Origin of the sequence: Brakhagea baltica (genome assembly GCF_052161605.1) — a bacterium.
Classification (GTDB): domain Bacteria; phylum Planctomycetota; class Planctomycetia; order Pirellulales; family Pirellulaceae; genus JBKCUI01.
Genome location: NZ_CP197409.1, coordinates 2,729,831 through 2,747,569, shown reverse-complemented (window position 1 = coordinate 2,747,569; position 17,739 = coordinate 2,729,831). Strand labels below are relative to the sequence as shown.

Annotated in this window: 11 protein-coding genes; 5 read left to right on the top strand and 6 right to left on the bottom strand. The window is 51.4% G+C overall.

Annotation, left to right across the window (positions count from 1 at the left end; genetic code table 11):
- Positions 1-324 (top strand): hypothetical protein, encoded by a 324-nt coding sequence (locus SH449x_RS10140; RefSeq protein WP_482381225.1) that lies wholly within the window; start codon positions 1-3, stop codon positions 322-324.
- 18 nt (positions 325-342) lie between these two features.
- On the opposite strand, the gene SH449x_RS10135 is transcribed toward SH449x_RS10140, so the two are convergent.
- Positions 343-1,932, bottom strand: coding sequence for a methyltransferase regulatory domain-containing protein (locus SH449x_RS10135; RefSeq protein WP_482381224.1), 1,590 nt, complete (start codon positions 1,930-1,932; stop codon positions 343-345).
- 200 nt (positions 1,933-2,132) lie between these two features.
- Here SH449x_RS10135 and SH449x_RS10130 point away from each other — a divergent pair, with 200 nt between their 5' ends.
- A complete protein-coding gene (locus tag SH449x_RS10130; RefSeq protein WP_482381223.1) occupies positions 2,133-2,702 on the top strand; it encodes an alpha-ketoglutarate-dependent dioxygenase AlkB family protein in 570 nt (189 codons plus the stop codon).
- A gap of 86 nt (positions 2,703-2,788) precedes the next feature.
- Here the strand turns inward: SH449x_RS10130 and SH449x_RS10125 are convergent, their stop codons facing one another.
- Both SH449x_RS10125 and SH449x_RS10120 read right to left on the bottom strand, forming a co-directional pair.
- A complete protein-coding gene (locus SH449x_RS10125; protein WP_482381222.1) occupies positions 2,789-4,273 on the bottom strand; it encodes a DUF1501 domain-containing protein in 1,485 nt (494 codons plus the stop codon).
- Positions 4,274-4,337: 64 nt separating this feature from the next.
- Positions 4,338-7,502 (bottom strand): DUF1553 domain-containing protein, encoded by a 3,165-nt coding sequence (locus SH449x_RS10120; RefSeq protein WP_482381221.1) that lies wholly within the window; start codon positions 7,500-7,502, stop codon positions 4,338-4,340.
- Between the two features lie 280 nt (positions 7,503-7,782).
- Here SH449x_RS10120 and SH449x_RS10115 point away from each other — a divergent pair, with 280 nt between their 5' ends.
- The 3 genes from SH449x_RS10115 to SH449x_RS10105 all read left to right on the top strand — a co-directional run bounded on the left by SH449x_RS10115 (position 7,783) and on the right by SH449x_RS10105 (position 12,265).
- Complete coding sequence (locus tag SH449x_RS10115) at positions 7,783-8,751, top strand: glycosyltransferase family 2 protein (protein ID WP_482381220.1); 969 nt, start codon at positions 7,783-7,785, stop codon at positions 8,749-8,751.
- A gap of 49 nt (positions 8,752-8,800) precedes the next feature.
- Positions 8,801-10,894, top strand: coding sequence for a hypothetical protein (locus tag SH449x_RS10110; RefSeq protein ID WP_482381219.1), 2,094 nt, complete (start codon positions 8,801-8,803; stop codon positions 10,892-10,894).
- Positions 10,895-11,335: 441 nt separating this feature from the next.
- Positions 11,336-12,265, top strand: coding sequence for an Rpn family recombination-promoting nuclease/putative transposase (locus SH449x_RS10105; protein WP_482381218.1), 930 nt, complete (start codon positions 11,336-11,338; stop codon positions 12,263-12,265).
- A gap of 343 nt (positions 12,266-12,608) precedes the next feature.
- On the opposite strand, the gene SH449x_RS10100 is transcribed toward SH449x_RS10105, so the two are convergent.
- The 3 genes from SH449x_RS10100 to SH449x_RS10090 form a co-directional block, all read right to left on the bottom strand.
- Positions 12,609-13,700 (bottom strand): dockerin type I domain-containing protein, encoded by a 1,092-nt coding sequence (locus SH449x_RS10100; protein WP_482381217.1) that lies wholly within the window; start codon positions 13,698-13,700, stop codon positions 12,609-12,611.
- Between the two features lie 309 nt (positions 13,701-14,009).
- The gene (locus SH449x_RS10095; protein WP_482381216.1) at positions 14,010-16,523 is read right to left on the bottom strand and encodes a tetratricopeptide repeat protein; all 2,514 of its coding nucleotides are present in this window, start codon (positions 16,521-16,523) and stop codon (positions 14,010-14,012) included.
- Complete coding sequence (locus SH449x_RS10090) at positions 16,523-17,632, bottom strand: hypothetical protein (RefSeq protein WP_482381215.1); 1,110 nt, start codon at positions 17,630-17,632, stop codon at positions 16,523-16,525. The genes SH449x_RS10095 and SH449x_RS10090 overlap by 1 nt, the downstream gene beginning before the upstream one ends.
- Positions 17,633-17,739 lie beyond the last annotated feature (107 nt).

The following is a 17,739-nucleotide window of genomic DNA, read 5'->3' as shown; positions in this document are numbered from 1 at the left end:
ATGAATCGGAGTCATCTGTTGATGCTGCTGTCCGATTGTACGGGGGACGATATTTGGTCGATTGAGCATTGTCGACGGGTCCGCGTTCCAGATACTTGGGTCGCGGACTGCGTCGATGCCTATGAGAGCGGCTTTGACCATGATTCGCAAACGATCTATTACCGTGATCGAATCGTTAACCAATTCGAAGGAGTCCGCGATGTGGACATCGCTTGCCTGATTGCTAAGCAATTAGGTTTGAATATTGCTAGACTCGTCGAAAGTAGTTTCAGCCGACGAGATCTCGTCAATAAGATTCGCGAGACCGTAGAGGAAGAGTTGTGATTGCCGAATCAGGGGCCCTTAACCAGGAATGAGAAGCGAATCATTGGCGAGCTGCGCTAGTGCTTTGGTAACTAAGACCCTCGGGACATCGACCGATTCGGTATTTCCCTTGATCTCGATTTTGAGCAATCCCGTACTGAGCAAGACAGACACCTCGGAGCAGAGATCTTCAATGGTTCGAGATCCATCGAGCAGGGGGAGTACTTGTCTAAGAAGCTCGTCAATAATCATGAACTCATGTCGCTGAGTAGTCACATACTTGTTTGCAAGGGCCTGAGCCCGTGCCCAGGGGGTTGCACGGGGGCGAGTGCTGATCTGCTTTTGCATCCGGTCTGGAAGATATCGAAAATCTACCCATCCACCAAGCACACCATTCACGAGTGTGTGAAGAACTTTATTGACTGCCCCATCGCGAGAATCGACAGGACTGCCGCTCGTCTCCATCGCTGTTACGATTTCATCAGCAGTTCGCGATTCGGGGTAGGCCGCAGTCAAAACAGCGAAAGCTGCCTTGACGATTGGATCGCTTGTGTGGATGGTTTGGCCGTTCTTGAGCTTATAGCTCGTGCTGCCATCTGTAACGTTCGGTTCGTTGACCGGATCATACTTTCCAGAGAACTTGAGACCTCTCAGCTTCTCGTTTTCTAAATTGCGATCTACTTTTGCCGACGCCTTTACCAAGTAGGTTTCCCGAAAGGATCTGCCTGTGATGCAATCCATGTAATGTCCACGCAATATGGCATCGTTGATTGCATTGAGTCCTTTTTGCGCCTCTGCTGAGAGATTTCCCATCCACGTCGAAGCTATGTTTGCTTCGCCAAGGAACTGCAAGTTAGATTGGACGGCAAGAGCGACAAAGTCACGAAAATAAAAGGCTTGATTGATGTCTTCTAGGTGTTCGTGCAGAATGTAACTATCCGGAACGGTAGCCAGCAACTCCGCCTCCGAGCGAAGATAGATAGCATGAGGCGTATAGACATTCGCATTCGCATCGACGAGATACTTGATCAAAGCACGTGCCTGCGCCACTTTTTTGATTGGTTCTTCGATGTGCTTTACGTGTTCAATCATCATGCCGCGAATCATGCCACGCATATACCAGCCCGGAAGGGTGTTGTAGCTTATAAACGCGACTCCTTGATCTGAAAGATTTTCTGCAGCGACACGTAGAATGGCATCTCGAACAACGTCTGGAACCCATGAAAATACTCCATGGCAGATGATGTAATCGAATTTGCCATAAGATGCACCGATATCCGTAACGCTACCTTGTCGGATCGAGACGTTCTTGAAGTCGATGAATTTGATGGCTTCTGCGGCGTACGAGCACTGAACCTGCGAGAGCTCAATTCCCACGCACTCCGCGTTGGGAAACGTGCTCGCTAGGGGAAGCAGATTTCCACCGCCAGCACAGCCAATCTCTAGAATCCGAGCGTTCTCTGGCAAAACAGGCTCCATACCAAAGAGCTTGGCCATGCTATATAGTCGATCAGGATGGCTGGCCGAAACGGGGTAGCTGCCATAGGGAACGTCGTCATACGTCGAGGCCGAGGGATTCCCGGGATTGGAGTCGTCTGGATGGGTTGAACTTTGTGGAACGGTAGACATGAGGAATTCCTGGTACCGAGTATCGGCAAGCGAGACTTTTCGTGTGATTTGGCCCCGTTGTACACCCAAAGCAAGTCACGAATCCATACCGAATCGTGGAAGGCTAGCATTTCCTTGACGAGGCGCAATAGTCGACAGTGCTAATTGTTTCACCAGACGGTACGGACAGTTTTACCAGAAAGAGCAAATGTGGAGCTAGTATGCGAACGATCGAATTGAAGGGTGGCGGATTGATGATCGTGGACAACGCATTTCTGTCCGAGGAGCTCGCCGATGTCTACTTTCAGAAACTAATGGAGCAATGCGTTTGGGAGCAAAAGCCAGGTATATTCGGACATATGCAGCCCCGATTGATTGCTTCCTACGGCGATCCAGGGGTTCACTACCGCTACTCCAATGTCGTGAACGTTGCTTTGCCGTGGCTGGAGGTCTTGTTGGAGATCAAGAAGCGTATCGAGTCGGTCATGGGTTCCTTTAACTACTGCTTGGTCAATCGATATCGCTCAGGGGCTGACAGCATGGGCTGGCATGCCGATGACGAGCCTGAAATGGGGGAGATTATCGGGTCGCTGTCGCTCGGTGCAATTCGCAAGTTTCGGATACGTCACAACGCGACTCGTGAGACGACGAGTTTCCCAACGGGGCATGGAACTCTGATCATTATGGCGGGAACCATGCAGCGGCATTGGCAGCACGAGGTGCCCAAGACGAAACAGAAGGTTGGAGAAAGGATTAATCTCACTTTTCGAGAGATTAAGAGTTCTCGGTAGCTGAGCGTCGAGAAACGCATGGCCTCGTTGCCTCATCCACTAAGGGGGCCCTCGTTGCCTCGCCCAGTACGGGGCAATTGGTATCTCTAAGCGAGGAGTTCTTTGATGACCTTTGCCTCTTCTACCCCGGTCAACTTGAGATCGAGCCCCTGGCTCTTATAGGTAAATCGTTGATGATCGATACCAAGCAGATGCAGCACGGTCGCGTGGAAGTCCCGAATGTGAACGGGATCCTTGACGATGTTATAAGAAAAATCGTCGGTCTCGCCGTAAATCGTACCTCCCTTGGTTCCTCCTCCTGCCATCCACATGGTAAAGCATCGCGGATGGTGGTCCCGTCCGTAATTGTCTTTGCTCAGACCACCTTGGGAGTAAATCGTTCGTCCAAACTCACCACCCCAGATGATCAAGGTTGAATCAAGAAGTCCCCGCGACTTGAGATCATTGATCAATCCATAGGTCGCGCGATCGATATCCTTGCACTGCGATGGTAGCCTGGATGCAACATTCCCGTGGTGATCCCAGTTGTTCAAATAAATCTGAACGAATCGAACGTCCCTTTCCACCATGCGTCTCGCAAGCAGTACCGAGTTGGCGAAGCTGCCGGGTTTCTTGGCCTCATCACCGTACAATTCAAAGGTGCTTTCAGGTTCATCCGCGATATTGGTCAAGTCGGGTACGCTGGCTTGCATGCGGAACGCGAGCTCATACTGTTGGATTCTTGTGTGAATCTCAGGGTCACCTACTGCTCGGAAATTGAGTTCGTTAAGTTGCTTGAGCCCATCGAGCGTCTTTCTGCGAACTGCCGTGGGGACACCGTCAGGATTGTTGATGTAAAGGATCGGATCACCCGCCGACCGAAAGCTCACACCAGCATGCTCGCCGGGCAGTACTCCCGAGGACCAGAGTCTCGCCGAGATCGCTTGGATCTGCTCGGTGTTGGTCGGCTGTGCCACGAGGACCACGAATGTTGGCAGATTGCTGTTCATCGATCCCAAACCATACGACAACCAGGAACCCATACAGGGTCGACCCGTTACCATGTTTCCGGTCTGCATGTAAGTAATAGCTGGCTCGTGATTGATAGCCTCGGTGTGCATTGATCGGATGAAGCATAAATCATCGACCACTTTGGCTGTTTCAGGTAGCAACTCGGTTACCCACATGCCGCATTCGCCGTGCTGCGCAAACTTGTACTTGGAGGGAGCGATAGGGAACCGTGCTTGCCCGCTCGTCATGGTTGTCAGACGCTGCCCCTGACGGATCGAATCAGGCAAATCCTTGTCATACCACTCGTCCATCTGTGGTTTGTAATCGAACATGTCCATCTGTGACGGTCCACCGACCATGTGCAGATAGATCACTCGCTTGGCCTTGGGGGCAAAGTGAGGGAGAGTTCCGAGTCCACCGACTCGATTGGGATCGCTCAAACCATCATCGTCACTCGCACCAAAAACATGGCCGCCTCCGAGCGAAGCCAATGCTGCCATCCCTAGGGCGTTGGCACCGCGTCGAAAGAATTGCCGTCTTGTTTCACTGCGAACGTATTCTTCAAGGAGTGGATGAATCATCGCTATTTCACTTTGTATGGTATCTGATTGGTTTGTTAGCTGTTTTGGAGCAGTATGAAGAACGTTACTTGGTTAACACTTCGTCCAGGTTCATCAATTTGTTGACCAGCATCGTCCAGGTCGCGAGTTCACTCGGGTTTATTTGATCGCTCGAGCGAGTGTCACCAACGGCGAGCAAGCTTTTGGCGTCCTCGGAGTTGGCTTGGTAGTATTCGTGCAAATCGCTCAGGATCGCTTGAACCACTTGCATTTCCTCGACTCTAAGGGGCCTAGCAATGAGCTTTTCCGAAATCGACTGAACACGAGCCGAATTATCCGATGCTATTTCGGGATCAAGCAATGTTTTCTCAGCCAGAATTCGTGCTGCTTCAACGAATTGCGTATCGTTCAAGGTTACCAAAGCTTGAAGAGGGGTATTGGTTCTTTCGCGTTTGATGATGCAAACTTCTCGGGCCGTCGCGTTAAAAACTTCCATGTTCGGAGGTGGAGCGGCCCGTTTGAGGAACGTGTACAAGCTGCGCCGGTAAAGACTCTCACCCTTGTCCGCTACATAGTTGCGTGTGTTGCTTTCCGGCATGGCGACCGCTTCCCAAACACCAGGGGGTTGATAAGGCTTGACGCTAGGACCGCCAATCTTGCCGACCAACAAACCACTCGTCGCAAGTACGGTGTCGCGAATCATCTCCGCATCCATTCGGAATCGCGGTCCACGAGCTAGTAGAGTATTGCTCGGGTCGGTAGCAGCCCGCTCTGGCGAAATGGCCGAGGATTGGCGATAGGTCGAACTAGTGACAATGGTACGGAATAGATCCTTAACGTTCCAACCGTTCTCACGGAACGTCACGGCCAAATAGTCGAGCAACTCCGGATGCGAGGGGAGTTCGCCGGTTACTCCAAAATCTCCTGAGGAACCCACCAATCCCCGTCCGAACACCTCCTGCCAGAAGCGATTGACGGTAACCCGGGTCGTCAGCGGGTGTTCGGGTTGCAGCAACCACTTTGCGAAACCAAGTCGGTTCGTAGGCAGATCGTCTGCCATAGCGGGCAGAACGGCTGGAGTTGCAGCTTTTACGACCTCACCGCGCTTATCATAATCCCCTCGAAGAAGAATATGGGCCATCGGTTCTTTGTCCGACTCATGCATCACGTGTGCGACCGTTCCGCGGCGCCTCAACTTCTCTTTCTCGCGAGAAAGTTGATTAGCTAATTGAAAAAGTTCACCGTACACGGAATCGACGCTGCGCAAGTACCATTCATAAAGATCGTTCTCTTCTGCTTCGGTCCGAGTCTCTTTTGCCAACAAATAGCTGCGCCGAAGCAAGTCCCCCAATAGGGAAAGAGTCGGTTTATCGAGAACAGCGTTGTAGATTCGAACATCTTGAAGCTGTGCACCGGTCGTCGGTGAGCCTGCGCTGCGGCGACCAATCGTGAATGGAACAGTCGTTCGAATACTGTCGCTCAGTGTTCGGGCCTGAATGTTTTGGCCAGATTGCTCGCCATCAATATAGATTTTGAGCCCTTCGATCGTCGACGATCCGTCGTATGTGACGGCAACGTGATGCCATTGATTCTCGGTCAATCGCTTCTGAGAAACCGCTTTGAGAGCGTTTTCAGGCCACTTGCTGATGAGATGCATGCCGATGGCGCCGTTCTCCATCCAAATATCCCATCCCCGGAAATCTTTGGATTCGTCCATGCGAGCGATCAGTGCTCCCCCTTGGTTGGCATTGCTTGGTTTCACCCAAAGCGAAACCGTAAAGGCTTGGTCGCGTTCTAGGTCCCCAGCGTAATCGATTGTGGGAAAAAGGCTATTCACTTGCCAAGCCTTGGCGCCAACGTGTCCTTCTACAAGAGTCGCATCGGCTGCAAGCGGCACTCGTCGGTATTGGGAATCGTGAACCACATCAAGCCACTTTGGATCGCTGGACACGAGGGGCAAGTGCGTAGTTGGGGATGCCTGCATAGCTGGCCAAGCCGCCTCGGACTTGCGAACAGGATCGTTGATGTAGGCTTTGTACGATTCCCGAGCTGCCTCTCTTCGCGTCGCCACTTTGGCATTGGCTTCAGCGATAAGCGGGTCCAGGGCGAAGAATCGTTCGCGGTCTTCGTCGAGGGGTACCAACTCGATGGGGGGCGTATCCTTTATGTTCCCGTCACGAGCCCCCTGGGTCGTATTATTGAAAAACGCAGCCAGTTGGTAAAACTCGGCTTGGGAAATGGGATCGAATTTGTGGTCATGGCAGACCGCGCAGCCTACCGTGAGACCCATCCATACTTGACCCGTCGTTTCCACGCGGTCACGGGTGTAGAGAACATAGTATTCCTCATCGATAATGCCACCTTCATTGGTGGTAATGTTGCAGCGATTAAAACCGGTAGCGATACGCTGGTCCAACGTTGCGCCAGGCAGCAAGTCCCCCGCGAGTTGCTCGATGGTGAACTGGTCAAAAGGTTGGTTGTTGTTAAACGCCTTGATCACCCAGTCGCGATACGACCACATCTCTCGGAAGTTATCGAAATGGATGCCGTGAGTATCTGCGTAGCGAGCATAGTCGAGCCAGTAGCGACCGCGATGCTCCCCCCAAGCGGGACGTTTGAGCAGTTCCTCGACATAGTTTTCATAGCGATCCGGGCTGGGGTCTGAGAGGACTTGTTGGATTTCTTCGGTGGTAGGAGGAAGCCCGGTGAGATCGTAGCAAACACGGCGGATGAGCGTTCGCAACTCAGCCTCCGGTGAAGGCTGCAAACCTCGCTTCTCTAGTTCGCTGAGCACGAAGCGATCGATCGGGTTTCGAATCCAGTCTTTGTTACGAACTTGAGGCAGCTCAGGTTTGGTGGGAGCAGAGAACGCCCAGTGGCCTTGATACTCGGCTCCTTCTGCGATCCATTGTCGCAAAAGATCGATCTGTGCTTCCGTGAGGCTTTTGTGGGATTCGGGGGGCGGCATGACTGTGTCAGGATCGGTCGACACAACACGTTTTAGAATCTCGCTTTGATCGGGGTGGTTTGGAACAATCGCCGAATTCTTGAGTGCATCCTCTCGTTGATCGAGTCGTAAATCGGCGGCTCTGGTGTTGGCATCGGGACCGTGACAAGCAAAGCAATTGTCCGAAAGAATGGGGCGAATGTCTCGGTTGTATTGCACCATCCCACCGGCAAACGAGGCTGCCGAATGAAGTGCTAGACCGACGATAGCGAGTGATTGAAAAACAAACGATTGGTGACGCATAGATCAGACAAACAGTCTAAGGGTTGGAAAATGCGACAAAAATGGGAGGGGTTTCAGACTCCTGTGAGCTAACGCGGAGTTCGGCAATCTTTTAGCCGAGCCGGAGAGGACCACAGCAGCTACTGGCGGGGGTGGATGGTTGATTTACTCCACACCATCTATTTTAACGAGAATTGTCCATAAGCAAGAGAGATAATCCAAATTGGTTCGCTAGTTCCTCTCCGAAACGGAGCATTCTCGGTTAAACTACAGCCTTTTATCGTCACTAAATCTGTTGAGCATGATCTCGATCGTCGTTCCGCTGTTCAATGAACAGAATTCACTGGAAGAACTTTCACAGAAAATCAAAGAAACCCTCGAAAAATCGGGCCTGGGGGACTTTGAAGTTCTATTCGTCGACGATGGTTCGACCGACCTATCCTGGGACATGATCCGGGGCATTTGCGAGGTAGATGCTCGCTTTAAGGGACTCCGATTCCGACGAAACTTCGGGAAGGCAGCCGGTTTGGCGGCCGGTTTTCGCCAGGCTCGCGGCCGTTATATAATCACCATGGATGCCGATTTGCAGGATGACCCCGCCGAAATCCCGAGGCTTATCGAACGGCTAGAGTCCGGTTTTGATTGTGTCAGTGGCTGGAAACAAACGCGCTACGATCCTTGGCACAAACGCTACCCATCACTAGTCTTTAACGGAATCCTCAGGCGAGCTACCAAGCTCAATCTGCACGACTTCAACTGCGGCTTAAAGGCGTACCGACGGGAAGCTCTCAGCGAAATTGATCTCTACGGAGAGATGCATCGCTTTATTCCTGTACTCGTTAGCACCCGAGGCTACCGGGTTACCGAACTCGCTGTGCAGCATCACCCTCGCGTGCACGGCGTGTCCAAGTACGGCGTGGAACGCATACTAAAGGGCTTTCTCGACCTGTTTACTGTCGTTTTCTTGACCCGTTTTCGATATCGACCTCAGCACTTGCTCGGAGGCATAGGAATCATGGCCTGCGGCTTGGCAGGTCTGTTGCTCTTCATTCTGTCGTTGCTTTGGCTGCTCAGCAGAGTTCTCGAGGGTTGGACACCGATCCACTTACACGAGCGTCCTATCTTCTACTTAACGATCATTTTGTTTATCGCGGGCCTACAATTCTTGAGCACAGGTTTGTTGGCCGAACTCGTCGTGGCGAATGCGAATCGACGACTGCCCGCCTTCTCCATTCGGGATACGATTAACACGAATGACGAAGAGCTCTGAGTAAGAATCGTAACCCCTCGCCTTTCCATCGAGCCAGGAACATTACCTCATGACTCAGTCCAACTCACCAGCAACGGCTGAAACGACAGATACTCAGGTATCGAGCCTCCCAACGTTCCGCAACGACAAACGAAAGGCGATTGCCATCGTTTTGATTCTGTTGTCACTCGGACAGATCGTTGGTCGAATCTTCTCAGTAAACTCTCTCAACAATCTCGCACTGGAGCAAACGGTTCGTACCGATCTTAGCGACGAACTAAAGCACTTGTACGTGGTGGCTCGCGACGATAGCGATACCGAGAAGCAAACACTTTACACCCAAGCACTCAAAGACGAGTTTCAATTCGATGTTTCAGCTTTGGAATCCAGTCCCTCTGCGGCCCAGGCAGCGAAATCTATCAAAGAGCGTAGTCCTCGTCGCTGGCCGATCGAGACTCGCCGACAGAACTGGGAATCACGCCGAAAAGAATTGACTACCGAAGCCCTTGTCAACAAGGTGATCTCGGAGACAAAATACCGTCGCGAAGATTTACTACTTGAACTCAAATGGTCAGCGGCACTCGCCTACGAACGGGAAGATGACGCAGCGGCACAACCCTTTGTGGATGCGATCCCCCGAGTGCTGAAACTTTTGGTGCAGGAGAGCCTGCCCTCAGACGTGGCCAACTCTTATGATCCTTCCGAGCTCAAGGAGCCGACGTTTGTAGAAAGTTTGAAGAGCCTCTACCAAACGCGAAAGCACCACTGGCCGATCGCCCTTCGTCAACAAGACCAGGAATGGATGCGAGCCAATTTTAGCGAAGAGGCTGTGGTAGCAACTGCGATCAGAGAAAGTAAGCGGCAACGCCCATTTCTCAGCGGGAATGACCGAAGCCGATGGCTAACGGTTCGCTCGTTGGTTGAGTTTGGCACCTTTGAAATCAATAACATTGTAGAATTGGAACCTCTTTGGGATTCCGTCGATGTGGTCAGTCACATGAACGCAGCCGGAGAGCAAAGACTATATTCCAGCAAGCCACCCTTGCATGCAGCCCTCGTCGCGGCTCCCTATTGGCTCATCGCCAAATCAACGGGATGCACCCTGGAAAGCCATCCCTTCGAGGTAGGACGCGTGCTATTAATCCTCTTCAACGTCATCCCTCTGGGTGTGGGTTGGTGGTGGTGCGTACGCTTGCTCGACGAATGGACGGAATCGGATTCCGTGTTTGTGGTCGCCTTAAGTTCGATCGTGTTTGCTACCATGCTTTCGACCTTTGCCGTCGCCCTCAATAACCACTTATGGGGTGCCGTCGCAGCGCTCGGCACCGTTTGGTACGGGACGCGATGCTGGCGAGGTTCCATCCGTTGGCAAGATTTCGCCTGGGTTGGTTTTTGGGCAGCGGCGACTTTCACCTGCGAATTGCCAGCAGCTAGCTTGTTAGCTTTAGTCGGCCTCATCGTGCTCATAAAATCACCCAAGGCGACACTCCTCTTCGGAGTTCCAGCGGTCGCAATCGTCCTCGCCCTTTATTTTGGAGTTAATTACGTAGCACACGAGTCCTGGAAGCCTCCTTATTCGTACGGCGCGGGTGATGTCAACACAGAGCAAAGTAAGCAAGCGGACAATTGGTACGATTACGACTTTATTCGCAAATTCGATGGACGCAAAGTCGATAGTTACTGGCGAAATCCGAACAACCCGTTGGACCTAGGTGAGGCTTCGACACCGCACTATTTACTTCACAGCTTGATCGGGCATCATGGTTTATTTTCGTTAACGCCGATTCTGGTATTCGGATTTCTCGGCATGTTGGTGTTGTTGAGGAGTCCGAGCGCGGAGCAGCGGTACTTTGCCATAGTACTGAGTTTGACCAGCCTCGCGTGTTTAGCGTTTTATTTGTTCTTTCTGGATGTCAGGCAGCGAAATTACGGAGGAACGACAATTGCGTTCCGGCAACTCCTCTGGCTTCATCCGCTGTGGCTATTGGCATCGGTTCCGGTGCTTGAGCGGGTACTAGCAAGCAGATCAGGTCTTTGGTTGTTCGCGATTTGTGCGTTGGTATCGATGATTTCGGTGAGTTATCCCACTTGGAATCCCTGGTCGCAAAATTGGATATGGAACCTAATGATTTGGTTTGGCTTGAGTCCGTTAAGTCAGTCTTGACACAATTCTTGGCTCGTGCGTCACCAGTCCTGCATTTGGAGTTGCCTTCTTATTCACCCTCCCGAAGAATTCGGGAAGGTCGAGGCGAGAAACGATCACGAGGGGAGGGGGCTTTAAAATCGCTGACCAGCCGGAGCCATTCTACGATGCTGTGCCTTTCACCCTCTCGGAGCTACGCTCGACTCTCCCTCGAGGGAGAATGAGGGCCGTAACTTCGCAAAGCCTTGTTACGGCCTACGTTGTCGCAATCCAACAGGCTTCGAGATTAGTGTCCATTAGTGAAGATTACTGTTCCCTTACTCCTGCTGGTTCGACAGCTAAAAAACTCGTAGTAGAGTTTCGAGAAGCGGTTAGCCGATCCCCCCCCTCTTCGTGCCCGTGATACAATCATCAGAGACTGGTCATTCCCCTTTCGACACCCAATTCCATACGAAAACGCCTATGTCCATGAAGATCGGAATCCGAGCTTGGATCGATTTTGCCTTCAAGAAAATCTTCGGTAAACTCGGCAATGAAATATGCCTGGTTAGTTTGCTCAATTCCGTTCTCGATCTACCGCGCCCCATAGAATCGGTGCAGTATCTCAATCCGTTTTCCTTGAAAGAATTCCAAGAAGACAAGTTCATCTGCGTGGATGTCAAAGCCACAGACTCCCAGGGACGAATTTTCGTCGTCGAGGTTCAGATCGCACCAATAACCAGTTTTATCAAGCGTGCTACCTATTACGCAGCCAAAACCTATACGGAGCAATTGCCGTCAGGCGGGGCCTATAATTCGTTAAAGGCCACTTACGCGGTTTGTTTGCTGACGGGCTCCATTTGGGCGGATGACAGATTGCATCACCATTTTCGCATGACGGAAAAGGAATCGGGCAAGGTTTTACTGGACTCGATCGAGATTCACACGGTAGAATTAGGGAAGTATAAAGGAACGCGAGAATCGCTTGGGGCCGCAAGTGTCTTGGAGCAATGGTGTTACTGGATAATTCATTCGCACGAGCACAGCGAAGAAGAGTTGAGAGAGTTGTTACCGGGTCTGGAGTTTTTGCTGGCCACCCGAGAGCTACGTAGGATCCAAGAAATAACGGAGGAGAAACAAATGTACGATTCCCGAGAAAAAGGCTACCTTGATTGGCAATCGAGCATCTTAGATGCCCGCGAGGAGGGCCTGGAGATGGGGCTGGAAAAGGGCCGTGAAGAGGGGCTGGAAAAGGGGCTGGAAAAGGGAGTTCTGCTGGGACGTCTACTTGCCCTTCAAGAGATTCTTGGGGAAACGTTGGCGACCGAAGAAGAGATAAAGCAGTGGCCCATCGGTCGGCTTTCCGAAGCAATTGTGACTGTGCAGGCGAAATTACGAGATCGTAAAACCTGAGTTTTCGCTGGCTGGCAATAAATGGAGACGCAAAAAGCGAACAGGAACAAAACTTCCGAGACCATTGGCGGAACGATGAGCGGCTACGGGTTCAAAGAATAAGAGATAGACTTAGTCAGTAATTTCTCCGCTAACTGCGGTCGGGCGGAAGAAGTTTGAAGGGTGAAGTTGAAAGTTTGAAAGAAGGCCAATCTTTTCCCTATAAGATTTCCAAAGGGTGTTTAGGATTTCCTACAGTCCCGATCGAGGCTCAAGCGAGCCGTTAGATACCGTGTTCGAGCAGTTTGTTGCACCGAATTCGGTCTGTGATTTAGGCCGTACCAAGTCTCGGTAGAACGACGCTTTAAGACTGCAAGCGACGCAACCAGTTCTGGATCACTTCTCCGGTGATGGGCCGGCCCATGGCTATATGAAGACCCGCTTCACGTATGACCACACTGATTTTCGCTCGGTCCAGCCCAATATCCTGCAAGTAACTAATGAGTCTAGGAAAATCGAACTGAACCTCGCTCGGAACTGGGCGAGTCGCGGCTTGCGGGAACAATCTGTCGGCATCGATCCCAAGGGATCGAAGAAGTGCCCCAACTTCCTCGACTGATAGTGGTTTGCCCATTTCATACCGTTCCGCATAGAACCTGACGGCACGATCGATTAATTGCCTATCAACTCCAGCGGCCTCCAAGCGGCCCTTCATCCCAGCGATGAGTCCTTCAAGCCGCTCTGCACGTTCGGTTTCCGAGTTTGATAGCCGATCAGGGATGACTCGTTCCATCGAAACCCTGTGTTCGGCAAGCGTTTCTTGAATGCGTTCCCTTACCACCGAGACCGAGTCTTGCGAAAGGTCTCGTAGTAGATCGCGGGTCTGTTCTACCACTTCGGTCGCAGCACCAATTGCAACGAGTCTTGTTAGCACTTGACTCGCCACAGGCAGAGCCCGATCCACCTCCGTCTTGACGATTTCTCGCTCGAGCGGATCACGAGCCTGCTCCACCTCTCGAATCAGCCGCCCTGCAACAACCCGATCACCTAACTCGGGCCTACCGCCTGACCTAAGTGTTGCCAAGATCTCGAAGGCATCAGATTCGGTGATTCGACTCGGGAACTCTCCCTTTTGAATTGCCGTTTCGATTCGTTGGATACGCTGGGTGATCGGTACGGAGCTTTCACGCGCACCTCGATTGATATGATTAATCACCGCCAAGGCATCCAGAGGGCTCAACACTTGGTCGCCGTCCACATCTAGCATCAGATTCGAGTTCGCGGTACCAGGCCGATTGATCTCGTTGATGATCGCGAGCACGTCGAGCGGGCCGACGTCTCCCGAACCGGTTGTATCCTCTGGAGACACAAAATTATGAAGGATGTCTCCTGCTAATAGCTTTCGGGTTTCTAAGCTCTCAACGACAAGTCGCCTATGCTGTGGTCTGCGGTTCACTTTAAGCTTCCTCCCGATCTAACAAAAATCAAAACATGCCTGGAACGCTAACCAATCCAGTATATCCAGCCCTGGGGGCGGCTACCACTATTTTCATACTGCCTTTTTTCTCATAAAGCTTCCTCGATTGCCCCTCGATCAGGGGGGCTTCGGAAGCATCAGTTCCGGGCGGCACGTCCAGAGGCTTTGCGATGGGCGTGGTGTTGACGTTTTCCCCGCAGCCCCAAGCACCACCCGATAATCAGAAAGTGCCACGCCACACTTCGCTTATGGCTTAACACCGTTTCGTCAGGCCACACCGAACCTCCCCTAGGGTTTCCGGCCTTCTAGTTTGTCAAGCTCCGCGAGCATGGAGTTCAGATAGGCTTCCCAGCCGGCACGATCCATGGCTGTAGTCATTCGAAATCGGTCGTCTTTATCGGCTGGCATGCGTTGTAGCATGCTCCGTGCGTATTCAATGGAACGTCTACTATCTGCATATTTTCCGAGATGTTTAAGGCACACAGCGATTTGTTTTCTAGCCTCCAGTGCTTCAGGCTCGTTGACAAACCAGTTGGCTGCTTCCAGATAGGCCGCCATCGCATCTTCGTAGGCACCGTCGTAAAAGTAGAGATCCGCCTCACCGAAGTAGCTGTTTCTCAGTAGTTCCTTTTGACTGGCAGATTTGGGGTCCCTGACGTTGTCTTGCGTAATCTCTTGTCTCAATCGTTTGTAGGAGTTCCTAGAATTGATCAAATCCGCTTTGCGTTGAGATTTTAAATTCTCAATCGAATCCTCGCTGGCAGCAGTATTCTCCCTCAACTGGATCTCCGGCCAGTAGCTTGCCAACTGATAGCCTTTTGCGATTTTGTACAGTAGGTGAAACCGGCGGTCATCTTTGTCAAAACGTCTCAAAAAGTCTTCGATACGAACGATGCTCTTCTTCAGTGTATTGTGTGCCGCTTCGATCTGAGAAAGGTTTTTAAGGGTCTGGCTAGGATTGAGTTCGATCGTATTTTTGGTATCGATGAGCATCTTTTCCCCGAGATCGAACAACATCGAACCCAAGGTGTACAGCGACTCTCGCCAAATCGTACTGCTAGGCTGCAAGTCACCACTCAGATTCTCGAGTAGTAACTGTTCGGCTTCGTCGTATTTCTCGGAGAGCGATTTAATCTTTGCCAGCTCGTAGCGGGCGTCATAAATCAGCGGGCTCCTGACGTTGCTATCCACGATCTGCATTAGAGAGTTGGCTGCTTCAGCGGGTTTCTCCAACGCCGTAAAATTGCGAGCTCGAATCAAATGCCCCTTGGGTCGATTGTCTCTACTTTCGTGCGCCAAATACTGATTGAGTGCTTCGTTGCTTTCTTTGTAGGCACGCCCCTTGCGAAAGTTTTCGATCGCCATCCAAAGCCACTCATCATATTGATCATCCAAGGGGAGCTTGCGAGTCAATTCTCGGTAGGCAGCTCCAGACTTTCGATAGAGTTCCAGCCTTTGCAACTCGGCTGAGGGATCCGAGTCTAATTCCAACGCCCAATTGTTGTAGTTTCGACTGCTTAATTTTAGACGATCCAGGGGATTACAGACGTTGGGGAGTCGCTGAATGAATGTATCTGCCACGGAGTAAGCTTTACGATCGATGAGCTCGTTTCCGATTTTCAAAAGGCGTTCTCGAACCACCGAGAGAGGTAACGCATCTGTATCAAAGACCTTGAGATCAAAGAGCAAGTTATTGATCTGGTCGAGCGTTGCAATCACCTCATTGAAGCGACCTGTCTGAACCAATGCGTCCAGCTCTTCCACGCCGGCTGCAAGCCCCTCGGGCTCAAAGGGAGACGATAATCGAAGCATACTGAACGTACTGATGGCATCAGTCAATTGGCCTATGTCACGTTGAACCAAGCCCAGTTCTAGATTGGCTAGCCGCCTGACTGGGACAATTGTCACCGTCGATTTAATGCAGTCCTGAAGATGAGCTCTCGCCTTTGCAAGAAACTCGTTTCTGGCATCGATCGAATTGGTACCTGTCTGTTTCGCAGCTAACTCTCGATATGCCTTTCCGAGCAATTGATCACATTTTGGGCGAAGCGCTGAATCCGAGGGAATTCTTTTCCCAATCTCAATCGCTTCACGGTGTTTATTGCTCGCGATCAACGCTTGTATCTCTTTTAAATCCGCACGCTGTTTATTCAAATCGCCCGAGGCCGGCAAGGATCGCCAGTGTGTGATCCGGGCGAGAGCACCTCGTGGGTCTTGCTTCTCTCGCGACAAGTCGATATCGACCAGGCACTCGAGTGCATCGACGCGTCCGATCGGATAGCGTTCGTATGCGATTTGGAGAGGCTCAACCGCTTCGTTCCACTTAGACAATTCGTAGAGAGCCATTCCGAGATGATAATTCCCAACTCCCGCAAACCCAGGAGGAAATGATAGATCACGACTCTGCTTAAGATATCTCTCCGCTTCTTCATTGAGTTGCACTTTGACTTTGTACTGTTCGATTCCCTGGACTTTGGTCCTGGCCTCAACACCCAAAAGAAAGGCTCTCGTAGCCTTGTCAGTTCGCTTCTCTAGCGATGCTAGCGGGATTGCTTCTGCGATCCGAGCAGCAGTGCTTATCTCCCCCTTGTTCATCCACCGAAGTGCTGCCTCCAGCTTTACTGACGGAGGCAAATCTCTCATGGCATAGAGATACAGTCCGAAGATCCCAAACGAGCCAAGAACCAGCCCACCCAGCACACCTAATAGTAGCTTCCGACTAATACCCCTTCTCAGTTGGTATCGCCTAGGGTTGCGATCTTTCGCCAAAGTGCCCCATTTTTTATGCCTATCTGTCCCCATCACATCCGAACTCCGGTCAACAAATGAGTCAAAGCGGAAAGGGGGGCTGTGATAAAGAGCGATCTCCATGCGGGATCGAAAACAAAACGGAGCAACAATACTCCTCCCCAGGCGGTGAAGCCACCGACCAAGCCAAAATGAATGAGCCTCTCTATCGAGTGAGGCACGCGGGTTGGAGTGTCTCTCGCAGTATCGCAAAGCAGTGAGTTCAGCTCTTCACTCGAATTCTCTACACCAAGCTCTACATGGCCAAAGTGAGGAATCGATAACGACGGCCTTGTGAGCGTTCCTGTGATCGCAAATAAACCATTCCAACTCCTGTGGAGGAGAGCTTTCTCTCGAGAGAAATATCGCAAGACTCCCCAGATTGACAAAGAAAGTAGCAAGAATGCAATGCCTCGTCTCCAACCAATAGATTCGGCGACTGGAAACCACTTCGGTGCACCTGAGAATTGCAAGAATCCCTGGGAGGCTATCAACTCACGCTCGAACTCCTTGGAGAGTTTATCTATATTTTGTCTCTCGGACTCGATCTGCGCTGCTAGGGAATTCATAACATGTTGGGCTGTCGGATCGGTCACTACCGTTTTCTGAAACCCAACGAAACGGACTTTTCCCGGTTGTTCTGGTTCTTGAAGGGCCAGTTGCTCCTCCTGCCGCTTCAAATCTGCCATCACGATTCGCTGCGTATGCTCGTAACTATCCAAACGCCATTTCGCGATGTTTATCTTGGTCTTCAGCGATGTGCAAGCATCCGAAAAGCTTTGAGGTCGGGTCCGAAATTCGAGCCACTTCTCGATCGCCTCTGTTTCCGTGAACCGTCGAAATCTCACACGGATTCTAGCGGTCTGCAACTCTGAATCTACCGGTGCGGATGGAGCACTCTCGCTTACATCAACCAGGTTGACCCCCACTAGCCTGATGTTATCGCGATCCTGATTTTGGCTTGACTCGGGTTTCCGCTTGGCAAGATCGCGAAGTAAATCCACGCGGTGGCTGGATAACGCTACCGTTGACCTCAACTCAAATTCGAATGGCTGCAGATCGAGCGTATTCATCGTCCATAGCAGAACGATAGCGGTCGCAAACAGTACGCGATTTTTTTTCATCTGTTGCTACACATGCGGGATTCTGACGAATTGCAAGCATTGCTGTTGCAAGCTCTTGTGTGTTGGTACTAAGTTGTGTCGACCGAGCAAGCGTCAAAGTTGAACTT

Bases quoted from the DNA above. Each gene is read 5' to 3' on its own strand.
- SH449x_RS10140 (WP_482381225.1), top strand. From the start codon at position 1: ATGAATCGGAGTCATCTGTTGATGCTGCTGTCCGATTGTACGGGGGAC.
- SH449x_RS10135 (WP_482381224.1), bottom strand. From the start codon at position 1,932: ATGTCTACCGTTCCACAAAGTTCAACCCATCCAGACGACTCCAATCCC.
- SH449x_RS10130 (WP_482381223.1), top strand. From the start codon at position 2,133: ATGCGAACGATCGAATTGAAGGGTGGCGGATTGATGATCGTGGACAAC.
- SH449x_RS10125 (WP_482381222.1), bottom strand. From the start codon at position 4,273: ATGATTCATCCACTCCTTGAAGAATACGTTCGCAGTGAAACAAGACGG.
- SH449x_RS10120 (WP_482381221.1), bottom strand. From the start codon at position 7,502: ATGCGTCACCAATCGTTTGTTTTTCAATCACTCGCTATCGTCGGTCTA.
- SH449x_RS10115 (WP_482381220.1), top strand. From the start codon at position 7,783: ATGATCTCGATCGTCGTTCCGCTGTTCAATGAACAGAATTCACTGGAA.
- SH449x_RS10110 (WP_482381219.1), top strand. From the start codon at position 8,801: ATGACTCAGTCCAACTCACCAGCAACGGCTGAAACGACAGATACTCAG.
- SH449x_RS10105 (WP_482381218.1), top strand. From the start codon at position 11,336: ATGTCCATGAAGATCGGAATCCGAGCTTGGATCGATTTTGCCTTCAAG.
- SH449x_RS10095 (WP_482381216.1), bottom strand. From the start codon at position 16,523: ATGGGGACAGATAGGCATAAAAAATGGGGCACTTTGGCGAAAGATCGC.
- SH449x_RS10090 (WP_482381215.1), bottom strand. From the start codon at position 17,632: ATGAAAAAAAATCGCGTACTGTTTGCGACCGCTATCGTTCTGCTATGG.